The organism is Psychrobacter immobilis, from assembly GCF_904846235.1.
In the GTDB taxonomy this organism is placed as follows: Bacteria; Pseudomonadota; Gammaproteobacteria; order Pseudomonadales; family Moraxellaceae; genus Psychrobacter; species Psychrobacter immobilis_C.
Genome location: NZ_CAJGZN010000005.1, coordinates 44,328 through 62,906, shown reverse-complemented (window position 1 = coordinate 62,906; position 18,579 = coordinate 44,328). Strand labels below are relative to the sequence as shown.

At 42.3% G+C, this 18,579-nt stretch carries 15 protein-coding genes; 9 read left to right on the top strand and 6 right to left on the bottom strand.

Translation table 11 applies throughout. The features are described from left to right. Nucleotide 1: 1 nt before the first annotated feature. The gene (gene pqqB, locus JMX07_RS04690) at nt 2–913 is read right to left on the bottom strand and encodes a pyrroloquinoline quinone biosynthesis protein PqqB (protein WP_101205843.1); all 912 of its coding nucleotides are present in this window, start codon (nt 911–913) and stop codon (nt 2–4) included. Between the two features lie 71 nt (nt 914–984). Continuing rightward, nucleotides 985–1,059, bottom strand: coding sequence for a pyrroloquinoline quinone precursor peptide PqqA (gene pqqA / locus JMX07_RS04685; protein ID WP_075107140.1), 75 nt, complete (start codon nt 1,057–1,059; stop codon nt 985–987). Nucleotides 1,060–1,420: 361 nt separating this feature from the next. On the opposite strand from pqqA, the gene JMX07_RS04680 reads away from it, so the two are divergent. After that, nucleotides 1,421–1,672, top strand: a complete 252-nt coding sequence (locus JMX07_RS04680; RefSeq protein ID WP_201606637.1) for a hypothetical protein — start codon at nt 1,421–1,423, stop codon at nt 1,670–1,672. A gap of 255 nt (nt 1,673–1,927) precedes the next feature. Continuing rightward, the gene (locus tag JMX07_RS04675) at nt 1,928–2,173 is read left to right on the top strand and encodes a hypothetical protein (RefSeq protein WP_201606636.1); all 246 of its coding nucleotides are present in this window, start codon (nt 1,928–1,930) and stop codon (nt 2,171–2,173) included. A gap of 165 nt (nt 2,174–2,338) precedes the next feature. On the opposite strand, the gene JMX07_RS04670 is transcribed toward JMX07_RS04675, so the two are convergent. Together JMX07_RS04670 and JMX07_RS04665 are read right to left on the bottom strand one after the other, a co-directional pair. Then, a complete protein-coding gene (locus JMX07_RS04670) occupies nt 2,339–3,235 on the bottom strand; it encodes a 3-hydroxyacyl-CoA dehydrogenase (RefSeq protein WP_101205846.1) in 897 nt (298 codons plus the stop codon). Nucleotides 3,236–3,777: 542 nt separating this feature from the next. After that, nucleotides 3,778–4,683 (bottom strand): LysR family transcriptional regulator, encoded by a 906-nt coding sequence (locus JMX07_RS04665; protein ID WP_101205847.1) that lies wholly within the window; start codon nt 4,681–4,683, stop codon nt 3,778–3,780. Nucleotides 4,684–4,949: 266 nt separating this feature from the next. Between JMX07_RS04665 and JMX07_RS04660 the strand changes: the two genes are divergently transcribed. From JMX07_RS04660 to JMX07_RS04650, 3 genes are all read left to right on the top strand, one after another. Further along, a complete protein-coding gene (locus JMX07_RS04660) occupies nt 4,950–6,656 on the top strand; it encodes an L-lactate permease (protein WP_227684625.1) in 1,707 nt (568 codons plus the stop codon). A gap of 33 nt (nt 6,657–6,689) precedes the next feature. After that, a complete protein-coding gene (dld, locus tag JMX07_RS04655) occupies nt 6,690–8,441 on the top strand; it encodes a D-lactate dehydrogenase (RefSeq protein WP_101205848.1) in 1,752 nt (583 codons plus the stop codon). Between the two features lie 302 nt (nt 8,442–8,743). Further along, nucleotides 8,744–10,426 carry an NAD-dependent malic enzyme gene (locus tag JMX07_RS04650; RefSeq protein WP_160022925.1) on the top strand — a complete coding sequence of 561 codons (1,683 nt, stop codon included), beginning with the start codon at nt 8,744–8,746 and terminating at the stop codon, nt 10,424–10,426. Between the two features lie 1,649 nt (nt 10,427–12,075). Here the strand turns inward: JMX07_RS04650 and JMX07_RS04645 are convergent. Further along, the gene (locus JMX07_RS04645; protein WP_201606634.1) at nt 12,076–13,398 is read right to left on the bottom strand and encodes an MFS transporter; all 1,323 of its coding nucleotides are present in this window, start codon (nt 13,396–13,398) and stop codon (nt 12,076–12,078) included. A 249-nt stretch (nt 13,399–13,647) separates the two neighbouring features. Next, entirely contained in the window at nt 13,648–15,699 is a 2,052-nt protein-coding gene (gene paaZ / locus JMX07_RS04640; protein WP_227684624.1) for a phenylacetic acid degradation bifunctional protein PaaZ, read from the bottom strand. 265 nt (nt 15,700–15,964) lie between these two features. Here paaZ and paaA point away from each other — a divergent pair, with 265 nt between their 5' ends. Genes paaA through paaD form a run of 4 tightly spaced genes read left to right on the top strand, consistent with a single transcriptional unit; the run spans nt 15,965 to nt 18,553 of the window. Next, nucleotides 15,965–16,921 (top strand): 1,2-phenylacetyl-CoA epoxidase subunit PaaA, encoded by a 957-nt coding sequence (gene paaA / locus JMX07_RS04635; RefSeq protein ID WP_201606632.1) that lies wholly within the window; start codon nt 15,965–15,967, stop codon nt 16,919–16,921. Nucleotides 16,922–16,963: 42 nt separating this feature from the next. Then, a complete protein-coding gene (paaB, locus tag JMX07_RS04630) occupies nt 16,964–17,254 on the top strand; it encodes a 1,2-phenylacetyl-CoA epoxidase subunit PaaB (protein ID WP_201606631.1) in 291 nt (96 codons plus the stop codon). 15 nt (nt 17,255–17,269) lie between these two features. Continuing rightward, nucleotides 17,270–18,025, top strand: a complete 756-nt coding sequence (paaC, locus tag JMX07_RS04625) for a 1,2-phenylacetyl-CoA epoxidase subunit PaaC (RefSeq protein ID WP_201606629.1) — start codon at nt 17,270–17,272, stop codon at nt 18,023–18,025. Between the two features lie 27 nt (nt 18,026–18,052). Further along, a complete protein-coding gene (gene paaD / locus JMX07_RS04620; RefSeq protein ID WP_201606627.1) occupies nt 18,053–18,553 on the top strand; it encodes a 1,2-phenylacetyl-CoA epoxidase subunit PaaD in 501 nt (166 codons plus the stop codon). The last annotated feature ends 26 nt before the right edge of the window (nt 18,554–18,579 follow it).

Below are 18,579 nucleotides of genomic sequence, written 5' to 3'. Positions count from 1 at the left end.
CTTAAAGCTCAATCTGCATACCATCAAATGCTACTTCAACACTATGTTGTTTTAATGTCGCAGCCTGTTCAGACTGTTCATTCAATATCGGGTTGGTATTATTGATATGGATTAGCACCTTACGAGCGTTATCTAACTGGTCTAGATAATGCAATGAGCCATCTTCACCACTGATATGCAAATGTCCCATGTCTTGGCCGGTCTTCGTACCGACGCCGCACTCTTGCATTTCATTGTCCGTCCATAGCGTACCGTCAATCATCACGCAATCAGAGCTTTTCATAATCTGCATCACTTGATCATCAATTTTACCGAGACCTGGCGCATAAAAGAGTTGTTTTTGTGTTTTTAAGTCTTTTACAATCAGGGCAATATTGTCGCCATCATGTGGGTCATTACGATGCGGAGAGTAGGGCGGTGCAGAGCTTCTAATCACCAAAGGCGTCAGCTCTAAATTGCTGTAGCCGTCAATTTGAAAGCTCTGTTTTGGATCGATTTGATTATATTGTAGACCCCCATTCCAGTGCTTTAACATATTAAACAGTGGAAAACCTGTGCTGAGGTCTTGATGCACCATGTCCGTACACCAAACAGGCATTGGACAGCCTTCACGTAGGGTCAACAGGCCGGTCGTATGGTCAAGTTGACTGTCCATCAACACCACATCTGTGATACCTGTGTCTCTTAAGTTACGTGCGGGCTGAGCTGCCTTAAATTCAAATAACTGTTGGCGAATATCAGGGGACGCATTGAATAAGATCCAATCTATACCATTTTCTGATATGGCGATTGAGGATTGGGTACGGGTCTTTGCCTGAATCGTGCCTTGACGCACACCATGGCAGTTAGCGCAATTGCAATTCCACTGCGGAAAACCACCACCAGCAGCTGAGCCTAAAACGTGAATATACATAAATCAATATTTCCAAAAAAATAAAAGCCCTAGTCATCTAGGGCTTTTAATGGGTTTAGTGCTCGTAAATTTTAACGGGCTTCGAAATACATCGTGATTTCGAAACCAATACGGATGTCTTGAAAAGCTGGTTTAGTCCACTGCATGGGATTGCTCCTGAATGAATATTATTGGTACATCAGTAAGATGAATGAAAGTAATTATCAATGGTAGTATAAGCTGACCCCTGCTGTCAATTTCTTAGATGTTAGTAAAGCGTTAACGAGCATCGATTAAGCAGTCTTTTATAGCACCAATGAAAGCCTGTTTATCGTACCGAAAAGACAGTATATCGAGCATAAGATTAAAAATATCTTTGAATAGTTTGAGCATAAATTCTAACTATAAAAAATCTGCTTGAAGTGAGGTAAGCGTATTTCGAGAACTTATGGGTTATACAGATATATTGCAAAAACCGAATTTATCTATAAAGTAATAGTTTAACTTGATAGATATTGGAGCCTGAAGATGATTGCTGAATTACAAGGCAGTGAATTAACCAAAGCCATCTTGGGAAATGTCAGCAACTATGTATGGTGTGCTGTCAGCAACGTTAGCGATGATTATGCTATCGCAACCATAGATAATGGTTACTATGAATTATTGGTCCCTATTGTAGCCTTTAATAAAGATCAGTTCGTTTGTGATAAAGGTGAGCTATGGGAATATGCTGTCTCAGTAAAGAGAGTGGCACTTACTCATGATGATGTGGGGCTATAACTCACTATCAATATAATGACTGTTATACTCTGCATGCAGATTAGTTTTAAAGCCTATGCATGAAAATCTACCACCTATCTACAACTTCTTGTTCTAGTTGACAATACATCTGTACTATCTATTTATAAGCTCATCTGTCTAGTCACCAATATTTTTCAACGATAGATATAACAGGTTCGAAGATGCTCAAGTAATTGTTGTTATGAAGCCACTTGTTTAGCTTACTAATCATTGTCATTGAATAGGAGTAACAACATGGATACAGTAACTGTTGGAAGCGAATTAACTCGTTCAATGCTTGAGGAAGGTTATCAAAGTATATGGTGTGCTGTGAGTGACGAGAGTGATGAGAACGCTATAGAAGATCAGGTATGTAATGACTTCACATCTCACATTGTGGCTTTTGAAGATGGCCAGTTCTATTGTACGGGCGGTATGCCTTGGAAGTATGCAGTGCCAATTGAGATCGTTGCATTGACGCGATATGACTTTTCTTTTTAGTGAACAAACATAACGTAGATAGGTTTGGATAGTCATCGCCGAAAGTAAACCCTAATATCAAGATATTTAGTTAGATAAAATGCGCGACTGACAAGGCCATTCAAGCGATGCAATATACAGCTTGAATGGCCTTTTGTGTTTTGGAGCCAGTTTGAAAGCTATTTATTATTTTAAAAACTCAGGGCGCATAAAGGCTGGGTTTGGATACGTATAAAATCCTTCACCAGTCGCGAATCCTAGTTTGTTTTGATCGATTAATTGCTCTTTTAAATATTGAGCAGCCTTAAACCTTACAGGGTTTTGAGTTTTTTCAGCAGATAGCTTCGTGATGTTGTAGGCAGTATTGATACCGATAGTATCCAATATGGCAAAGGGACCTGACGGTGCGCCAGTTACTATCATCCACGTTTTATCTATCGTATGTGGATCGGCGACCTCTTTTGCAACCAATTGCAAAGCTGCATCTATAAAAGGCGCCAACAAACTGTTCATAATATAGCCGGGTTGCTCCTTATCCAGCGGCATTGCCACCATACCGATGGCAGTAGCAAAAGCAACAACCTCATCAAATACGTTAGGATCTGTCCCAGGATGCCCCATGATTTCGGCGACATTATGCATCCAAATTTTATTGGCAAAGTGTAGCGCTAAAAACTGCGCAGGTCGTCCCGTTGATTCTGCAAACTGACTAGGAAGTAAGGTAGAGGTATTGGTCGCAAAGATGGTTTTCTCTGGCGCTAGTTTGGCAAGTTTTTCATAAAATTCGATTTTAATTTCAGGAATCTCGGGAATGGCTTCAATCATTAGGTCAGCATCTTTGACCGCTTCTGCTAAGTCTGAAGTGTAGCTGAGATTGTCAAAAGCCTTATCCAACTGCTCTTGAGTTGCCCTCAAATCCTTTCGAAAAGCCTTGCACATCAATTGAAATTTTGACTTTGCTTTTTCTAAAACCTCATCATTGATGTCATAGACACTGACATTAAAACCATGAAATGCGGCCTGAAAAGCAATTTGATAGCCTAGGATGCCGCTTCCCGCGACAGTTACATTTTTATACGTCATTGTATTTATTTCCTAATAGTAGTGGATATAAGTTGCTAGATAAATGTCTAGAACCTATAGATCTATTATTAGATGGTTTTACCTTATTATTCAACCTGCATTTTTATAAAAACATTTAAGAGAACCTAAAAATATCGCGATGCAAGTATCAGATAAGTTTATACTACTTGACTTATTATATTATCAAATAATTCAATAACTTGCTGACTGTATTGCTAGCTTCATACCTAATGATTTTATAATGACTGAAGGCTAATTTAATATCATAATGGCATTTTTAATGACTGTTGATGTCAAAATATTGTCGACGAGGTTGTAAAGGAGGACGTAAGCAGTGATGTACGATGAAAATCGCATTTAACGCATTCGATATGTAAGGAAGGCTATTATCCCTATTATCATTCTTACGTATGAATCCGTTACTGAATTTTAAGGTTTACACTGGTATCATGCGCCATTTTCCCACTGTGCTATGCGCGTCAGGATTGCATTAGCGGAGAAGCAGCTAGAGTGGACAAGCCTATTGATCTGTCTAAAGGTTATTAGCAGTAGTAAGCCTGTTTTTGATGTAATGATTCTCGCAAATGCGATACAAGCAGTTTCAACTTTTGGTCCGGTTGCCGCGCCTTGGGATAAACCGCATACATACCCATTTTTTTTCGTGTAAAGCGCTGCAAAATCTGAGTGAGCGTATTTTGCCGCATTTCTTCATAAACAAGTGCTTGTGGTAAAAAGGCGATACCTAAATCGCTAAGGGTCGCTTGTTTAATCGCATTAAGATGATTGCTATGAAACCGACCCTGTACAGGAAGCAGTTGCTCCGTGCCATCTATATATAGCGGCCATATACCATTCGCCGTATGATCAAACTTATAGACCAAACACTCATGACTCCGTAATTGTTCAGGGGTTTGAGGTATACCGTGTCGCTCTAAATAGTCTGGTGTCGCACATATGACCCACTGGCTATCTATAAGACGTCTTGCAATGAGTGATGAGTCTTCAAGCTCTGCTGTCCTTATCGCCAGATCAAATCCTTCTTCTATCAAATCAACCAATCGATTGGTAATCTGTAAATCTACTGATATTTCTGGGTGTTGTTTACAGAATTCGGCAATGGATTCGCTCAATATTAGATTTGCAGAGACCGCTGGCATGGTTATACGTATGTTGCCTTTCATGTCCTCACCATAGCCTGTAACGGCATTTTCAGCTTCCTGAAAGGCAAATTTAGCGATTTTAGCTTTGTCATAAAGCGTCCTTCCTGCATCGGTTAAGCTTAACTTTCTGGTTGTCCTATACAGTAGCTGTGCATTTAAGCTTTCTTCTAATCTTGCAATGCGTTTACTTACCACTGAATTCGTTAATGACAGCTTTTCAGCGACCCGAGAAAATGACCCTTCATCAACCACTTGGACGAATAAAATCATATCGTCAGCTTTGCCCATACTTGTTCCCCAATTGGTGTAATACGTTTTAGATTATAGCAAAAAAAGAAAATAACATTGTCCTTTGATGCAATATATCAATGTATTGACAAGGCGTAGAATATTTTAGGGAATTTTGAGCATTTGTTTATTTAACCATTCTATTAATCATGTCACTGACAGAGATTGTCTTCGGCTTCGTCTGACCGACAGCGTGAAGTTATAAAAACAAATGCTTAAATGAAGTGGTTCAAGGAAGATTACACGATAAAAAAAGGACTATGATTTTGAATCAAACAATATATGGACTGTTGGCATTACTGCCAATCGTTCTCTGTGGTATTTTTTTGATAGGCTTGCAATGGTCAGCCAAAAGAACCATGCCAATCGTTCTGGCGGTTACTGCCGCGCTTGCCCTCTTTGTATGGGATATGACGCTTAATCGCGTGTCTTCATCTATTATTCAGGGAATGGTCATTACCGTCTCAGTATTGTGGATCGTATTTGGTGCTATTTTTTTATTGAATACGTTAAAGCATACGGGTGCCATTGCCGTTATCCGTGCTGGGTTTACCAATGTATCGCCAGATAGGCGGGTGCAAGCCATTATTATTGCTTGGTGCTTTGGCTGCTTTCTTGAGGGAGCGGCTGGCTTTGGTACAGCGGCCGCTATTGCCGCGCCTTTACTCGTCGCGATAGGATTTCCAGCGCTAGGTGCCGTGTTAATGGGAATGATGATACAAAGTACGCCTGTGTCATTTGGTGCAGTCGGTACGCCTATCGTTATTGGAGTAAACAAGGGATTAGATACAGTAGCCATTAGCCCCCAATTGGCACAACAAGGACTAGAGTGGGGCGATTTTTTACAACTAATTACCAGCCAAGTCGCCATTATGCACGGGGTCATTGGTACGTTTATGCCACTCTTTATGGTAATGATGCTGACTCGATTTTTTGGTAAAAACAAAAGCTGGAAGGAAGGTTTTGCGATTTGGCCATTTGCTATTTTTGCAGGTTTGGCATTTACGCTTCCTTATACTTTGACTGGTATCTTTTTAGGACCAGAGTTTCCGTCACTGGTCGGTGGTTTGGTTAGTGTCGCCATCGTTGTTAATGCGGCAAAACGTGGATTTTTAGTGCCAAAAACTACATGGGATTTTGAGCCGCAAAAAAACTGGCCAAGTGAATGGCTTGGTAAATTAGTAGTTAGTAAGGAAGATTTGACGCCGAATGTAGATGGTAAGAAAATGTCTATTTTCATGGCATGGTTCCCTTACTTGCTGGTTGCGCTGTTATTGGTTTTTTCAAGAGTGTTTGCGGGCTTCAAAGCTTTTCTTACTAGTGTGACGTTAGACTTTACATCAGTATTGGGCGAGACGGATATTAGCGCTGATTTTAGTCCTTTATACTTACCTGGTGGGTTATTGTTAATCAGTGCTTTGGTTGCCGCTTTTTTCCAAACCAAAAAGCCAGGTAGTGCACTAAATAGTGCGTTCAAAGAGTCAAGCAAGACGGTATTGAGTGCTGGTTTTGTTCTTATATTTACGATCCCAATGGTCAGGATTTTTATCAATTCAGGCGTCAATCTATCAGATGTGGCAAGTATGCCAGTTGCGAGTGCAGAATTATTTGCAGGTGCTTTTGGTAATGTTTTCCCCTTAATCAGTGCAACGATTGGAGCACTTGGGGCCTTCATCGCAGGTTCTAATACTGTCTCTAATATGATGTTTAGCCAATTTCAGTATGAAGCTGCAATTAGCTTGCGTATTTCACCTTCTATAATCATAGCAGCACAAGCCGTTGGTGCAGCAGCTGGTAATATGATTGCGATACATAATGTGGTGGCTGCCTCAGCAACTGTAGGTTTGCTTGGTATGGAAGGCGCTACCCTCAGGCGCACGATTTTACCTACTTTATACTATGTATTGTTCTGCGGAATAATCGTTATGGCTACCATTTACATTTTCGGTTTTCAAGGTCCTTTAGCACCATAAAGCACATGTAACCTCCAAGATAAAGAGATTGATATGCATTCATCAAACCTTTTCTCATCAAATATGCCTTCTCAAGACATCATTAGCCCTGATCAAGTGTTAGACAAGCTGACGAACGTATTAGGTGCTAGCAATGTACAAGCAGATCCAGAGAAAAACGAGCACTATAGAATGGGGTGGCGTTCTGGCGGCGGAGCTGCATTGGCCGTTTTGTTTCCACAAAAGCTGCTGGAGATTTGGCGTAGTCTAGAAATATGTGTGGAAGGCGACTGCATTATTATCATGCAAGCAGCAAAAACAGGGCTGACTGAAGGCTCAACCCCGAGCGGTAATGACTACGATAGACCAGTGGTTGTGATTAACACCCTTGCAATGAATCAGTTGTATTTGGTGAATGATAACGAGCAAGTGATTAGCTTACCTGGCGCCACGTTGCACCAATTGCAAAGTCAGCTTAAAGCCGTAAATAGAGCGCCTCACTCGGTCATCGGTTCATCGACGTTGGGTGCGTCAATTATTGGCGGTGTTTCTAACAATTCAGGTGGGGCTCTGGTGAAAAGAGGTCCTGCTTATACCGAGCTTGCTTTGTTTGCCCAAATAGACAAGCACGGTCAGCTAGTATTAGTTAATCACCTAGACGTAGAGTTAGGAGATACTCCAGAAGAAATACTCACTAACTTACAAACAGGTAATTTCGATAAAAGAGAACTACCTGACACTGGCAAGCTCGCATCTGACAAAGAGTACATCGCTAGAGTAAAAGATGTTGATGCAAGCACACCAAGCCGCTTTAATGCGGATAAGCGAAGACTGTATGAAGCAAGCGGCTGTGCTGGCAAGCTGGCGGTATTTGCAGTACGTCTTGACACTTATCCAACGGCTGTAAAAGAGAAAACCTTTTATATAGGCACTAATAGTGTGAGTGAGCTTGCACAGCTCAGAAGGCAAATGTTATCGAGCTTCGATAATACCCCTGAAGTGGGTGAGTATATGCATCGTGATATATTTGATGTATCTGCTAAGTATGGTAAGGACACGTTCCTGAGTATTAAGCATCTCGGTACCAATGCCTTACCTAGATTGTTTTCTATCAAAGGTGCTATGGATGCAAAATTCCATAAATGGTCATGGATGCCAAAGCATTTCACTGACAAAGTTATGCAGTTCGTTGCCAATATGTTCCCAAAGCATTTACCGAAGCGAATGCTAGAGTACCGCGACCAATATGAGCATCATCTTATCTTAAAAATGAGTGATGCTGGCATAGCAGAAGCACAGGATTTTCTGAAAGTTTTTTTCGACGCTTCAAATACGGGTAACTATTTTGAATGTAGTCAAGAAGAATCAGAAAGCGCCTTTTTACATCGCTTTGCCGCTGCAGGTGCCGCACTAAGATATGAAGTCATACATGAAAAAGAAGTCGGCGATATATTGGCATTGGATATTGCTATACCACGTAACGAGTTAGAATGGCTCGAAACGTTACCTAAAGAAATTGAACAGCATTTGGAAAAGAAACTCTATTATGGACACTTTTTTTGTTATGTATTTCATCAAGACTATATTTTGAAGAAGGGTAGTGATGCACATCTTGTTAAAAAAATGATGCTAGAGCTACTGAGCGCACGCGGAGCCAAATATCCTGCTGAGCATAATGTAGGGCATCTATACGAAGCAGAACCTGATTTGCAAAATTTCTATAAAAGCCTAGACCCAACCAATACCTTTAATCCGGGTATTGGTAAAATGTCGAAAACCAAACGCAATTGCTCGTGTTGTTTATAACTGAACTCTATAACTGATATTTAAAACTGGCCATGGGCTGATTATTTATCAGTAGCTAAATAGTTCAGTGTTTGTCCATTATAAATTGTTCGATACACCCTCAGAAGCACTGCCAATGGGTAGTGCTTTTTTATTATTTCTCGGTAAATGTATCAGTGGCCTCGAGTTTAGAAGCATATTTATTCAAAATGATTTTGTTATCTATTGTTAAATACCAGTCGATGCTATGTATAATGCAGCACTAGCATAGCTTTCACTTAGTATGGCTTTCACTCATATGCCTTTAATAAGAAGATTACATTATGTCAAACAAGCGTCCTTTATATATTCCTGTTGCTGGACCCGCTCTTTTAGAGACACCTTTATTGAATAAAGGTAGTGCTTTTTCATCAGAAGAACGTAGTAGTTTTAATTTAACGGGGCTATTACCTCATAATATTGAAACGATTGAGGAGCAATCATTACGTGCTTATCATCAACTAAGCTCATTCACTGATGCGATGGATAAGCATATTTACTTGCGTAACATCCAAGATACCAATGAAACCTTATTTCATCATCTAATTGAGCAGCATATCGAAGAAGTCATGCCGCTCATTTATACCCCAACCGTTGGTCAGGCGTGTGAAAAATTCTCGCAAATTTATCGTCGTAAACGTGGTTTGTTTATCTCATATCCTGAGCGTCACAAAATCGACGATATGCTACAAAATGCCACCAAACAAAATGTCAAAGTGATCGTTGTTACTGACGGTGAACGTATCTTGGGCCTAGGGGATCAGGGTATTGGTGGTATGGGTATTCCAATCGGTAAGTTGTCTTTATATACGGCTTGTGGTGGTATTAGCCCAGCTTACTGTCTACCTATTTTGCTGGATGTCGGCACCAATAACCAACAGTTGCTTGATGATCCTATGTATATGGGCTGGAGAAATCCGCGCATCTCTGGCGATGAATATAATGAATTTGTGGATTTATTTATTCAAGCCGTTAAGCGCCGTTGGCCAGAAGTGTTATTGCAATTTGAAGATTTTGCTCAGGAAAACGCGACACCATTATTGAATAAATATCGTGATCAGCTATGCTGCTTTAATGATGATATTCAAGGGACTGCTGCGGTATCGGTTGGTACTCTGATTGCAGCGTGTCTAAACAAAGGTCAAAAACTTAGCCAACAGAATATCGCATTTTTAGGCGCAGGATCTGCAGGTTGCGGTATTGCTGAGCATATTATTCGCCAAATGCAGCGTGAAGGATTGACTGAAGAGCAAGCTCGTAGTCAAGTGTTCATGGTTGACCGTTATGGCCTGCTAACAGATGGCATGACAGAACTGCAAAAATTCCAAGAACCGTTAGTACAAAAAGAATCAGCTATTGCAAGCTGGGACAAAAGTAAGAAACTCGGCTTAGCGCAAGTAGTTAAACAAGCAAAAATTACCGTATTATTTGGTGTTAGCGGACAAAAAGGTCTGTTCACCCAAGAAGTGATCGAATCGCTATGTGCTAATACTGAGCACCCAATTGTACTACCGCTTTCAAACCCAACGTCTCGCGTGGAAGCAACGCCGCAAGAAGTGACTAATTGGAGTAAAGGCAAGGCAATTATCGCAACGGGTAGTCCTTTTCCTCATACCACTTATAACGGTCAGTCGTTTGAGGTTTCTCAGTGTAATAACAGCTATATTTTCCCTGGCATTGGTCTAGGTGTTTTAGCAGCACGTGCGACAGGTATCAGCGATAATATGCTAACGGCAGCAAGCCAAGCTCTTGCAGATATATCAATGGAATACGAAAAAGCACCTGGTGCCATCTTACCGCCGATCAAAGTTATCAGAGAGATCAGTGAAAAAATAGCGTATGCAGTGGCATTGCAAGCGGCTCAAGACAAGCTAGCACTACCTATCACATCGGAGAATTTACAACGCCGATTAAAAGCGAACTTTTGGTTACCTGAGTATCGTAACTATCGCCGTACTTCTTTTTAGGTTAGAGATTAGATAGTTAGCTATTATCGATATTGCAAACACTATAAAAAATCACCTTAACTTGAACAGTTAGGGTGATTTTTTTATCTGTGCATTAATATAAAACTATAGCGTCTGTATGGTCGCTTGTTTTGGTGGTGAGTTAGTCAACGCCTTGATAATTTCAGATATTTTAAAGGTATTCTAAGAAGTGTTAGTCGATACCTTTATCATTAAGGTATGGAAGGTTAGGGTGTATTATAGACACGCAATAAAAAACCCTTGCAGCGTATGGCTTACAAGGGTTTAATCGGTACTACTCATATCTTAACTGGTGCGCCCACCACGCAACGACTAACTTAGCGTAATCCTTTACTATTAAGGGATAAGATTGTTAGGTATTTATTTTTAACAACAAATTTAACAACTTCCCAAAGTCTATTGATTTGCCATCCGATTGATATTGGCTTTTATATCACGAATGACCTGATTTAATAATTCTTTCTCGATATTGTGGTCTCTAATAACAGTCAAAAAATCTCCAGCCACTGATGCTACCTGATCAATAAAAGCTTGTGCCTTGTTTTGCTTAATATTAGCCAGTTTAGCTGGTTTGATTCTCTAGATTTTTCAGCATAGGTCAACTATCTTGCTAGTTATACCATCTATTTAATAGTTTTGATATCTCATGTGATAACTAAAATACAGAGCTAATTATCTACATCATCAAACCCCAATATTGGCAATATGACCTAAGTAAGATGCCGAATTAAAAAAGGTTACCGAGGCTATATTTAGTATATCGTTGGAAACCTCTTTTTAAGCTTTTAATATTTACAGATAAGTATGTATATTCATTATAATCAGATTTACAGTATCTCGATGGCGGAGTCATCATCACCTAAGCAATTATATTCTGGCTCGTACATTGCATGCGCTGATCTATGCTCAAAAAAATGGTAATACTATTGATAATGCAGCAGCGCAAAACTTAATTGCTCATATCAATGAGACCATAGCACAGACTTTAATAACAACTGAGAAAACTGGATTTCATGCCTCAGCCTTCTACGCTATACAGATAATAGCATGTATGGATTTTTTGACTCATCCCAGTAAAATAAATCCATGACATATGGGAATGTGACCTGATATTTGAGTGCCATAGCATCAGTCTGTGCTATCTAATAAGTTATAGCTTGATTTAAGGTAAGGTGTCAGAAAGTATGCTGAGGCAATAAAGGAGGGTAATAGACAAAGTAAGATAATATATTTGAGGTTATAAAAACACTAATAGACATTAATTGTACTAAGTGTCACAGTTGTAGTTTAAGGAAAAATAGCTCAAAAGCTATGGCAAACAGAAATATCAGCGTAAAGACTGTTGCAGATAATTTATTGGCGACCATTCTCTGAACTACTAAAAATAAACCTTTAAAACGCAAGCTAAATTCAAACTCTTACCCTCAAGCCAGTTTGTTCATTTTAGGCTTAGATCTGCTGGTTGAGGGCTTGCGTTTGGTATTTATCAATTACGATACTTCAGTATTTCAACAGTTAACCAGCTGTTTAACCGTTAAAGGTGAGGTAGGACTGGTTTCTTGTCGTGTGCTGGGAAAGCGTTTATACATTTCATATGGTGACATTTTCCACTATCTCTCTAAATTTATTTAAAGAGATAGATCAACGCCTTGTGGGTCTTTTTTAATCGTGTAAAGTGTGAATAATGAAATTAATGAGACGATAGTAATATACAAACCAATCATCCATGACTGTTGATAAGTTGCCATAATCCATTGTGCAATCATCGGAGCGAACGCACCACCAATAATGGAACCTAATGCATAGCTGATGGATACCCCTGAAAAACGTACTTTGGCAGGGAACATTTCAGCAAATAAGGCTGATAATGGACCATAAGTAAAACCTAGAGGAATAGCCCAAATTACTAATGCTAGCATGAACAAAATAGGAGATTTGGTATCAATCAAAAACCACATTGGTATCGACCATAAAGACAATAAGATATAGCCTAATTTAAAGATCTTTAGACGACCAATCTTATCACCTAATATACCTCCCCAAAGGGTTGATATTAGCCAAGAGAAAGCAGCCGCAACTACGATTAGCATGGTCAAAGTAGGGCTAAGTCCTAAGACTTTTTGACCATAACCCACCATGAAGGCTATAAGGATATAACCACCTGCATTCACTCCCATAAAGATTAAAGCTGCTTTAAGAACTGTTGGCGTGTGATTTTTGAATAACAATGATAATGGTGCAGAAGCTTCTGCTTTACGGCGATGCATGGCTTCAAACACTGGTGACTCTTTAACTGAACGACGGATAAAGGTGCCCACGATGATCAATGCAATCGATAATATAAATGGAATGCGCCAACCCCATTCGAGGTAGGCTTCTTTACCTAAAATCAAATTTAAAAGTAGCAGAACACCAGTCGCTAAAATCATACCGATGGGTACGCCAATCTGTGGGTAAGCCCCAAATAGTGAGCGTTTGTTAAGGGGTGCATGCTCGACAGATAACAATGCCGCACCGCCCCATTCACCACCTGCAGAAAAGCCTTGTATAATACGTAAAAATACCAAAGCCAAGGGCGCTAATACACCAATTTGCGCATAAGTCGGCAAGAAGCCGATTAAGGTTGTTGACGCACCCATCAAAATCAAGGTTGTTACCAATACCATCTTGCGACCGTATTTGTCACCCAATCGACCACATATGATTGCGCCTAATGGGCGAAATAGAAATGAGATACCAACGGTAGCAAAAGCGATGATTTGGGCTAGCATAGGGTTTGATTTGCTGACTTCAGCGAAAAACAAGGGAGCAAATATGAGACTTGCGGCTTGTGCATAGATGAAAAAATCATACCATTCAATCGCAGTACCAACTAGGGTGGCAGTGAGTACTTTTTTATCCTGATGTATAGCAAGCGAGGCGTTTTCAGCCATTGCAGTGGTGGTTGTCATTAGTGACTCCTTGTCTGTTGTTGTCCTAGAAACCCACTGTCCTAGGAACGACGGTATGGCTATCCTAGCCAAGCAGTGATTGATATTAATTAATGATACTTTTTATTTATTAAAAATAAAATTACGTATCATTTAAACTATAATTTAGCCATTCTACAATCTAACGTCAACATGTTTTATCAAAAAAGTTTACTTTCGTCGAAAAAAAAGGAGTCATGACGACTCCCTTTTGGCAAATTTATATGGGCATCAAGCCTGACGCTCAACTAAGGTTAAGATGTCATACGTGGCGACCAATTCGTCACGCTGGTTCTTCACTTTGATGTCCCATACCACCACACCATGCGCTTTTTCTTCTGGGTCGCGTTGTGCCTTTGGTGTCTTTTGTTTACAAGTTAACTCCACTTGAATGGTGTCACCAATCTTGACAGGCTCAACGAAGCGTAGGTTATCCATGCCATAGTTTGCGATAACAGGGCCAGCTGCCGCGTCGACAAACAAGCCAGCGGCTGCTGATACGATAAAGTAACCATGGGCCACGCGCTCGCCAAAGAACGAATCTGCCGCCGCGATTTTGTCCATATGCGCGTAGAAATGGTCGCCACTTAAGCAGCCAAAGTTGACGATATCTGCCTCAGTCACCGTGCGACGTGCGGTCAATAGACGCTCACCAATACGCAGCTCATCGAATGATTTTTTGAACGGATGGACGCGGTCTTCGAACACGTCCGCCCCTGCTGTCCAGCTGTGACTGACTTGGGTAATGGCATTGGGGGAGCCTTGCAGTGCGGTACGCTGCATGTAGTGTTTGACGGCGCGCAGACCACCGAGCTCTTCGCCGCCGCCCGCACGGCCTGGGCCACCATGTACCAGCAAGGGTAATGGTGAACCGTGACCCGTACTTTCACGAGCGCTTTCGCTATCTAGGATATGGACACGGCCATGCCAAGGGGCAATTTTTTTCAATAAGGCTTCGATGTTTTCGTCTGCATTGCGCACGATAGAGGCCACCAAGCTGCCTTCACCACGGGCGACAAGGGTACTGAGTTCACCGAGGTCGTTGTAGGGCATGAGGGTGACCACGGGGCCAAATGCTTCAATGCGATGGATGTTTTGCGCCTGTGTTGGCTGATGACAGACCAACACCGTTGGCGGATAACAGGCTGATTTTTCTGCGTCATCTACGTGTAGGATAAAGTCTTCCCGTAAGTGACTGCCAAATACCACGTCAGCTTCTTGGCTAAGCTCGGTCACTTTTTCGGTGACGTCACGTTTTTGCTTCACGCTTGCTAAAGCACCCATGGTCACCTCTTCGCGGTTTGGGTCACCGACCACAACTTTTTGTAGTTTTTTAATCAGGCGAGTCTGCGCGGTTTCTAGCAAGGCGGCAGGGACAAAAGCGCGACGAATGGCGGTACATTTTTGTCCCGCTTTGGTCGTCACTTCGCGGAAAACTTCGAGGACAAACAAATCGATCGTTTCATCGTTGGCGTCTGGGCTCAAAACCGCGCTGTTCACTGAATCGGCTTCCATGGTGAAAGGGATTGAATTGGCATTTAAGTGAGGATGGGCGCGCAGTTTTTGCCCCGTTACCGCAGAACCGGTAAAGGTGATGGTGTCTTGGGCGTTTAGATGATCAAACAAGTCATAGGTTTGACCACATATCAGCTGCAATGACCCCTCTGGCAACAGGCCGCTGTCATGAATCGCTGCAACCACGGCATGCGTCATCTCAGCGCCTTCGGTGGCAGGCTTGACGATACAAGGGACACCAGCCAATAGCGTCGGGGCGATTTTTTCTAACATCCCCCAGATAGGGAAGTTAAACGCATCAATATGCACCGCCACGCCCAACTTTGGGCTTAGGATGTGCTTCGCGCCGAACGTACCCTGTTTGGACAGCGGAATCCAAGCGTCTTCAATCAAGACCGTCTCATCGCTGAGTTCACGGCGCACAAGGCTTGAATAAGCAAATAAAGTACCGAAACCCCCTTCAATATCGACCCAAGCGTCTTTGCGCGTCGCACCCGTTGCCGTGGCTAACGCATAAAAGTCTTCTTTACGTTGCATCAGGTATTGTGCGACCCCTTTTAAGGCATTGGCGCGCTCGTGGAATGTCCAGTTGGCAAGCGCTGAGCCGTATTCTTTGGCGTAGTCAACCACCGCTTTGGTGTCGATACCAGCGCTACTGACTTGATAAATGGGCTCGCCAGTGATGGCGTGGTGTACGGTGCGAAACTCGCTTTCGGCAATATAGGCTTTGCCGAGGACGAGTGAGCTTAACGTTTTGATATCTGACATGTAGTAACTCCATTTACGATACGTGTTTATGAAAAAGTTATGATAAAACATATCATAATTTGTCGTTAAATCGCTAAAAAGTCAAGCGTGTCTACAGAATATAAGAATTTATTTAAAATAATTTATCTTAAATAATTATAAAAAACAAATACTTAGATATTAATCGGCCTAAGAAATAAAGTGATACGTTAAAATAATATTTGATTTTAAATAGGTATCGCTTTATATTATATAGAACGAACATTCTTTAAGGACGAGGTGTCACATGAATACACAAGTAGCCACGAAAGTAGCATTGTTTGATAGCAAGGTTGAAAAGGACATTTCAATTGAGCCAAAGGATTGGATGCCAGAGGCGTATCGTAAAACGCTCATTCGCCAGATCGGGCAGCATGGGCATTCAGAAGTCGTTGGTATGTTGCCTGAGGGTAACTGGATTACGCGTGCACCAACCCTCAAGCGTAAAGCCGTGTTGTTAGCGAAAGTTCAAGATGAAGCAGGCCATGGACTCTACCTATATAGCGCCGCTGAAACCCTAGGCGCAGATCGTGACGATATGATGGACAAGCTGATTGCCGGCAAGATGAAATACTCCTCAATCTTTAATTACCCAACTTTAACGTGGGCGGACATCGCTGCTATCGGCTGGTTGGTTGACGGTGCGGCCATCGTAAACCAAGTGGCACTGTGCCGCACATCGTACGGTCCCTACGCACGCGCAATGGTGCGTATCTGTAAAGAAGAAAGCTTCCACCAACGCCAAGGTTTTGAAGCCATGATGGCCTTAGCAAATGGCACACCTGAACAAAAAGCGCTGGCACAAGATGCCGTTGATCGCTTTTGGTGGCCTGCGCTGATGATGTTTGGTCCAAATGATGACAATTCCCCCAACAGTGCGGCGAGCATGAAGTGGAAAATTAAGCTGTTTAGTAACGATGAGCTGCGCCAAAAGTTTGTAAATAACACCGTGCCACAGGTGTTGGAGCTTGGCCTGACCGTTCCTGATAAAGACTTAACGTTTAACGAAGAAACGGGCAACTATGAGTTCGGTGAAATCAACTGGGATGAATTCTTTGCCGTGATCGCAGGTAAAGGCCCGTGTAACCATGAGCGTATCGAAGCGCGCCGTAAAGCGTGGGAAGAGGGCAAATGGGTTCGTGACTCTGCGGCGGTCTACGCGCAGAAACAAAAACAACAAGCCACGACTCAAAAAGTCGCTTAATACTGTTTGGTTTAATATTGTTTAAAGGAAGGAATATTCGCTATGGAAAGCAAAAATAACTGGTCACTTTATGAAGTGTTTATCCGCAGCAAACAAGGGTTAAGTCATCGTCATGTTGGCAGCTTGCGTGCGCCAGATGACGAAATCGCCCTACAAAACGCGCGTGATGTCTACACCCGTCGTAACGAAGGGATAAGCATTTGGGTGGTGAAGTCAGAGCTGATTACCTCATCGCAACCTGAGGAAAAAGCAGAGTTTTTTGAGCCATCACTCGACAAGGTATATCGTCATCCTACCTTTTATGACATTCCAGACGGTTTTGAACATATTTAAGGGAGGAGACAGTCGATGAATAACCAAGCATTAACACAGTTTTTACTTCACGTTGGTGATAGCCAGCTGATTCTCTCGCACCGCTTGTCGGAGTGGTGCGGACACGCCCCTGAGCTTGAGTTGGATATTGCCTTATCCAATATTGGTTTGGACTTATTGGGTCAAGCACGCACGGTGCTCAGTCTGGCAGGTCAAATCGAAGACTTGGGCCGTGATGAAGACAAGCTGGCGTTTTTTCGTACCGAACGGGAATATCGCAACCTATTGCTGTGTGAGCAGCCCAATGTGGATTTTGCCCAAACGATGGTACGTCAGTGGCTGATGGATCATTACCATATCTTGCTACTGGACGCGTTAAGCCAAAGCAGCCATGCAGATATCGCCGCCTTTGGTGTGAAATCATTAAAAGAAGCAAAATATCACTTACGTTTCTCTAATGCGTGGATGGAGCGCTTAAGCCTCGGCACTGATGAGGCACACCACAAAACGCAACAAGCGCTGGACAATTTATGGCGCTTTACCGCTGAATTGTTTGAGCTGACCGCTGACGAACAAGCCTTGGTGGATAGTGGGGTCTTGCCAAAGCTGGATATTTTAAAGGATAAATGGTCAGCGCAGGTTGAAAGCGAATTGGCACGTTTGGACTTAACCTTACCTGAAAATGGCGCATACCGCCGCGGTGCCAAGCAAGGCGCGCATACCGAGCACTTGGGTTATATCTTGGCAGAAATGCAGTACATGCAGCGCACTTACCCCAATATGAATTGGTAATAAACATACAAGACAGGGAGTCAACGTATGCAGTTAATTCCACAAGCCACCGATGCCTGCTGGCAAGCCCTGAGTCAGGTTCATGATCCAGAAGTACCCGTTCTGACCGTGCTTGATTTAGGCATGATTCGAGGCGTTGACATCAACGCCGATAACGAAATCGTGGTGCGTCTAACCCCTACCTATAGCGGCTGCCCAGCAACCGATATGCTAAAAGACGAGATTACAAGCACGTTTACCGAGCGCGGGCTTACCCCTGTCAAGGTAGTGGTTGACTTGTCTGAAGCGTGGACGACCGACTGGATGAGTGAGGCAGGGAAACAAAAGCTGCAAGACTATGGCATTGCACCGCCGCAAGGGGATGCGCACAGCTGTGGTAGCCATATGCCGCTCACAGGCGGGGTGACTTGCCCCCACTGTCGCAGTCAACAAACCGAAATCATTAGCGAATTTGGGTCGACGGCGTGCAAGGCCTTGTATAAGTGCCTCGACTGCCTTGAGCCGTTTGATTATTTTAAATGTATCTAATGTATTTGAGACAAGGGCAGTCGCAA

Bases quoted from the DNA above. Each gene is read 5' to 3' on its own strand.
- pqqB (WP_101205843.1), bottom strand. From the start codon at position 913: ATGTATATTCACGTTTTAGGCTCAGCTGCTGGTGGTGGTTTTCCGCAG.
- JMX07_RS04665 (WP_101205847.1), bottom strand. From the start codon at position 4,683: ATGGGCAAAGCTGACGATATGATTTTATTCGTCCAAGTGGTTGATGAA.
- paaD (WP_201606627.1), top strand. From the start codon at position 18,053: ATGCAGTTAATTCCACAAGCCACCGATGCCTGCTGGCAAGCCCTGAGT.
- paaB (WP_201606631.1), top strand. From the start codon at position 16,964: ATGGAAAGCAAAAATAACTGGTCACTTTATGAAGTGTTTATCCGCAGC.
- paaA (WP_201606632.1), top strand. From the start codon at position 15,965: ATGAATACACAAGTAGCCACGAAAGTAGCATTGTTTGATAGCAAGGTT.
- paaC (WP_201606629.1), top strand. From the start codon at position 17,270: ATGAATAACCAAGCATTAACACAGTTTTTACTTCACGTTGGTGATAGC.
- dld (WP_101205848.1), top strand. From the start codon at position 6,690: ATGCATTCATCAAACCTTTTCTCATCAAATATGCCTTCTCAAGACATC.
- JMX07_RS04680 (WP_201606637.1), top strand. From the start codon at position 1,421: ATGATTGCTGAATTACAAGGCAGTGAATTAACCAAAGCCATCTTGGGA.
- JMX07_RS04675 (WP_201606636.1), top strand. From the start codon at position 1,928: ATGGATACAGTAACTGTTGGAAGCGAATTAACTCGTTCAATGCTTGAG.
- JMX07_RS04670 (WP_101205846.1), bottom strand. From the start codon at position 3,235: ATGACGTATAAAAATGTAACTGTCGCGGGAAGCGGCATCCTAGGCTAT.
- JMX07_RS04650 (WP_160022925.1), top strand. From the start codon at position 8,744: ATGTCAAACAAGCGTCCTTTATATATTCCTGTTGCTGGACCCGCTCTT.
- JMX07_RS04645 (WP_201606634.1), bottom strand. From the start codon at position 13,398: ATGACAACCACCACTGCAATGGCTGAAAACGCCTCGCTTGCTATACAT.
- paaZ (WP_227684624.1), bottom strand. From the start codon at position 15,699: ATGTCAGATATCAAAACGTTAAGCTCACTCGTCCTCGGCAAAGCCTAT.